The 4967-nt window shown below is 40.9% G+C and carries 5 protein-coding genes and 1 tRNA gene; 2 read left to right on the plus strand and 4 right to left on the minus strand.

Annotated features, from left to right (window positions below):
- Positions 1–180: 180 nt before the first annotated feature.
- The 3 genes from ACED46_RS21325 to ACED46_RS21335 form a co-directional block, all read right to left on the minus strand.
- Positions 181–612: a hypothetical protein gene (locus ACED46_RS21325; protein ID WP_133149063.1), complete on the minus strand. Its 432-nt coding sequence runs from the start codon at positions 610–612 to the stop codon at positions 181–183.
- On the minus strand, positions 605–2818 hold the full coding sequence (locus ACED46_RS21330) for a LysM peptidoglycan-binding domain-containing protein (RefSeq protein WP_371722394.1): 2214 nt from the start codon (positions 2816–2818) through the stop codon (positions 605–607). The genes ACED46_RS21325 and ACED46_RS21330 overlap by 8 nt, the downstream gene beginning before the upstream one ends.
- 289 nt (positions 2819–3107) lie before the next feature.
- Positions 3108–3446: a DUF3024 domain-containing protein gene (locus ACED46_RS21335; protein WP_017110279.1), complete on the minus strand. Its 339-nt coding sequence runs from the start codon at positions 3444–3446 to the stop codon at positions 3108–3110.
- Between the two features lie 139 nt (positions 3447–3585).
- Between ACED46_RS21335 and ACED46_RS21340 the strand changes: the two genes are divergently transcribed.
- Both ACED46_RS21340 and ACED46_RS21345 read left to right on the plus strand, forming a co-directional pair.
- Positions 3586–3660 (plus strand) — tRNA-Gly (locus tag ACED46_RS21340).
- 23 nt (positions 3661–3683) lie between these two features.
- The gene (locus ACED46_RS21345; protein WP_017110280.1) at positions 3684–3965 is read left to right on the plus strand and encodes a hypothetical protein; all 282 of its coding nucleotides are present in this window, start codon (positions 3684–3686) and stop codon (positions 3963–3965) included.
- 275 nt (positions 3966–4240) lie between these two features.
- Here the strand turns inward: ACED46_RS21345 and ACED46_RS21350 are convergent.
- Positions 4241–4967: hypothetical protein (locus ACED46_RS21350; RefSeq protein ID WP_371722395.1), on the minus strand; the 727-nt coding region annotated here is incomplete at its 5' end.

A 4967-nucleotide genomic window follows, 5' to 3' on the forward strand; every position in this document is an offset into this window, starting at 1 on the left:
ACATTACGTTAGACGGAATTTACGCTGAGCTTAGTGCTTAAGGTTCTGTCTATGTGAAGCCTCTGGACAAAAGTTTGCCAGTGCTTTTACTAAATTAGCAAAATAATGAATAATCACAGGTATTGCAAAGTTCACATTGAAGAGCTAGCGCGAGCAGTAAGCTTGCGCTAGCTGTAGTTATTATTGTGCTACGACGACTTTTATAAGCTTTCCTGAAAGGAATTTATAACACTCATGATTATAAAATTCTGAGTCAAAAGCACTTTTGCCTGTAAAACAGATTTTATTTGAATTCACATCATAATCCATACTAAATTCTCCTTCTTGTGAATCCACCAAAAACTCACTTGGGAAATCGGTCAAAACATTGTCTGGAGATGACATAATATTCCCACAAATAGCCCCTCCTCCGCAGGAATAAGTAAAGACATAATCATGCTTGTTAAAGTTGGGACCTAAGTGGTATTGATTTTTTAAGCTAGTCTTGAATACATCGCTATAATCTTCATTATTGATAAAATCACAGATATCATCTCCTATAGTGACGGCTTTCGCATAAGGAGTTAAATTAACGAGTAAAATCACAAGTGGTAATACATATTTTTTAATCATGATAAACACTATCTTTCTTTGCTGTTATTAAAGTTTCTTTCATTTTTTCAGGTGTTAAATGGGCCTTATTTAATCCGTCCCCTGCGTAGTAGGACTCTCCACCTTTCGCGATTCTATCCCTGCTTATTTTTCTTCCTTTTTCAACTCCTGCTGAGGCAAACTCTTTTGCCCATGCATAGATAGCATCTTCAACACTACCCGAACCTTCAAGGTATGCGATTATCTGAGGCCTCTTCTTTTTTATTAGAAACTCATTAAAAATACGGTCTTGAATTTTCTTGTCAAACACATCGTTTTTATTAATTGATAAATACTCAACTGCCTCGCTTAGAGTTGAGGGGATTATCTGAAAACGGCCAACCGCAAACATACTTCTTTCTTGTTGCTTTGCGATCACCTCAGAGACAGTAAACGTCGTTAGCTGAGTTTTAAAAAAGGCTTTCAGCCCTCCTTTTGTTCTGTTGTATGCAGAGTAGTCATTTTTCGACTCAACCGAACCTAAAATTTCTCCAAAAGAACTTTCTGCCCAATTATTTACCTTGTCTTCTTTAAGAATCCATAGAAGTACGACAGCCTCATCTAAAGCAAGAATCATGTTCTTATCAACAACCCCGTCAACTTCCCCAATTTGATAATTTTTATGCGTGGTGTGGGTCGGTTCATATGCCTTTTGAAACTGTTTGATGGCGCTTTCTGTCGCCTTGCCAAAATCACCGTCAGCCCCCGCTGGACCTAAGTCGAAACCTAAGTCAATCAATGCATCTTGAATGGCTTTGACCTCAATCCCTTTACTTCCCTTACTAAGGGCTTCTCCATCACCAGAAGCCAATAACTCCAACTTATCCGATGTTGACAAAGGCTCTGAATGCATAATGAGTTGCTTAACTTTTACCACCGGTGTGTTCTTATCAGCCCCCGAATCACCAACAATAGGATGCACGTTACAGTGGGTTTTACTGCTAACTTCACACTGAACATTGGAATGAGCAAACGCTGTTTTTGATGTGGTTACGTCTTCAGCAGGTAAAGCAGAACGAACGGAAGATTGACCACTCGATTCTTTAGGTAATGTGACTTGCAGCTTATCACCAAGTGATAACGCAGAAGGGTCAGCATCATAATCTGGATTCATCCCCAATAGGGACTTAGCCGAAAGGTTATATAACGCAGCAATACTACTCCATGTTTCACGTTGATTCGTCTTAGTGTCAAGTTGACAGGTATGATACTCAGGCTCAACGTTATAAGATTCAATCACTTCAATGATAATTTCGTCACCGACATTCACGTTGTCTGGAGAGTCCTTGTACCTAGGGTTTAAAGTCAGTAATTCTTCAAGTGTTACTCCCTGTCTGTGTGCGACTTTAGACAGATTATCCCCACTCTTAATAATGTAAATGACTTTACCATCCTGCTCTTTCTCTTTTTCTAAAATCGATGCCGTTCGAGTGGAAAACACCACATCCATATCAAGAAGACAAGCGTATTCATCGAGCCACTCCGCCGAAATTTCATCTAAAAGTAAGTCTTGTGAGAGTTTCTCTTTTCTATACAAAAGGTGTTGCCTTGCAATCACCTGATTGTCGATTTTATAAGGCAGTAAAATCGTAGATTGTGGTTTGGAAACGATGATTTCATCGCTAAATCCCTCTTTAGTGGATTCAGTAACATTAAAGCCCCACTTGTTATTGCCGGCGATTTTGTATTCATGGGTAAGTTCATCATCAACAAAGTGGTAGAAATACCCCTCTGTAGGCCAACCTAAACGCTCATCAACTTGAACAGAGGGCTTAACAGGAATAAAGACATCGCGATAAACGGCACTGCCTTTCTTAACAGGAAGGACGTTGTCATAGATCAATGCTGATTTCTTAGAGCCTGGAAACTGATAGAGCAAAGTTTTAGGCTCATTAACCAATATCGGAGTACTCAGGATAGTACTGATATCATCCGAACCTCTTGATTTAACCCAAGAGTTGAGAGGGCTCTTTTCTTTTTCAGTTTCAGCTATAACAAACGAATCAATACCGAATGCTTTTACCTCATCGAGTGAACAAGCTAACGCCACATTGTATTCCAAGGTAGCTTCTTGAGGGGCATCCGTTGACGTAGGATGATGAGGGGAGTTGGTTTGTGTTTTCTCTTTAAATGTATCTTCAGGTGCCATCAGTGGCATTGAATCTACGGGTTTACTTTGATATCTCATCAACTCGACCAGTGCAGGTAAATATCGGTCAATTATAGCTAAGTAGTGACCGTGTTTGTGTTGGTTTACCTATACAATATTACTAAAATCAATTTGATTTGAGGCGTGTACTCTACCCATCTAAGTTCGGATAACCTTTTGTAGGGCAAACGCACATTAACAGGATGTGAATGAGTAAAAAGTTTGCCTTATAATGGGGCATAAACAGCTTAGAGTTTACACTCTACTCCCTGATCGCATTACCAGCCCCGAGTACTTAACGTGAGTAACGGATACTTTAAATATCTTCTCACCCAAAAAAATTGCTATCAGGATCTAATTTAAGAGTGCCTATCGCCAAATCCAGTAAATGATGGGTAGAGTGCTGCATCCATTTACCTGACGCACGCATCCCATAAAGTACCCAGTGCTTCTTGGTTTTTACGTACGTTATTTTTGCAACAGGGAAACGTTGCGTTGTCCCATCACCAGAAAATGAAGGGGACATTTCATAAAGCATCAGACTTTGCTTCTCCAGCTCAGTCACATAATCGATCTCCGACCTTATCGCCAGAGGAGGCCGAATGTCCTCGACTAATTGCTCCATCATCTTCAAATAGCGAGCGCACTCAAATTCACTAAAAGCCATCGATTACTCCAATCATTACCATCAAAATCGTCATGATAACGTTAACGCCCCCTTGAACCAAAACGATTATTCGTTACAATGCTTGCGCCAGTGGTATCCAGGAACCAGTGGCCGGAGTGCTCCTCACAGGCGCTTCGTTGCGTGCATCGTATAATGGCTATTACCTCAGCCTTCCAAGCTGATGATGCGGGTTCGATTCCCGCTGCACGCTCCAACTCATGCTCTAAGGTAGTCCTCATGCAAACGCCCCCTTCTGACGAAATGAAACAAGCTAAAAAAGCCTTCAAAACCAGTTTAAAATCGTATCTGGCTCAGTTTGATGAGTGGACTGAAACGCCAGACGTCAGCGTCATACTGGACGCTTTTAAACCCGTCATATTCCAAGAGTCCGTCGATCTCATCAGCCAAAATAAAACCAAAGTAGCCCGAACGCTCAAGGTGAACCGTGGCGTACTGTCTAAAGTACTGCAGCAGCATCCAAAGCCTATGCTCAACCTGGATGAAGAATCACTGAGCTGATATCATCAAATAACGATTCGTGTCTCATCGTTTTACTCCTCCATCTCTACCGTAGGTTTTCATCATAACGTCATGCGCGACTTTCAATTTTTTCACCCCGTTATAGATATTGCGGCGCGAGTTGCCGGTGATAAACTCCGCCAACTCGTAAGTGTGGCCATGAAGAATACGAAGGCACACCGCCTTTCGAGTATTGTTAGGAAAATCCCGCTCTGAATACATCGACAACAACGCCTCAAGCTGACCTTCTGTGAGAAATTGCCTCATCATTTACCTTAACGAATAAGATAACCTAAGTGCTCTCGAGCTAAGTCAATAAGCTCAGAGCGCCGCTCATCATCTTTATGAAGCATCAAGTGGGCATCAAAGTCGGTAGACTCCCACTGGATTTTATGTGTGTGTAGCACTTCATTTTCTGATGTTGATATAGAAAAAATCAGGCTTTCGGTGAGATGGTGACTTACCACTTTTCGGCGATGATCTAAAAAACAAAACAAAGCACTTAAATACACGCCTTTTTTAGGAATGAAACGATTTTTCTTGAAAACCAGTTTGGCATTCTTTTTCAACAACGCCTTACGGATACTTTCGTTGTGAATTGTTTGACCATATAACGAGTGTGAAAGAGTTAAGTAAGCAAAAGCCCAAGGAATATTTTGCTCCGACGCACCTTTGTACAACCAACCATCAGACGCTTGATAAGCCTCAAGCATTTTTCTTATACAGGTTCGAGAAAATTCAATACCTGTCTCCTCTTGAATCATTTCAATGATGAAGTCGAAGTTATCAATCAACTTGGAAATCAGTTTGATACTTTTTTCACTTACCTTTGTAAATTTATCATTCGGGGTAAAGCTTGACCTCCCTTTCTTATGATACGGACAAGCATCATAGGCTTCCCGCTCTCTCACTGTACCAAGGTGCCACAACTCTCTTGCCAAATAGTGTGTAAGCGTCTTTAAATCGACACATTCAATCATCGAAACGAACGTCGTAACCTTT

Source organism: Vibrio sp. 1S139 (assembly GCF_041439475.1).
GTDB classification, from domain to species: Bacteria; Pseudomonadota; Gammaproteobacteria; order Enterobacterales; family Vibrionaceae; genus Vibrio; species Vibrio crassostreae_C.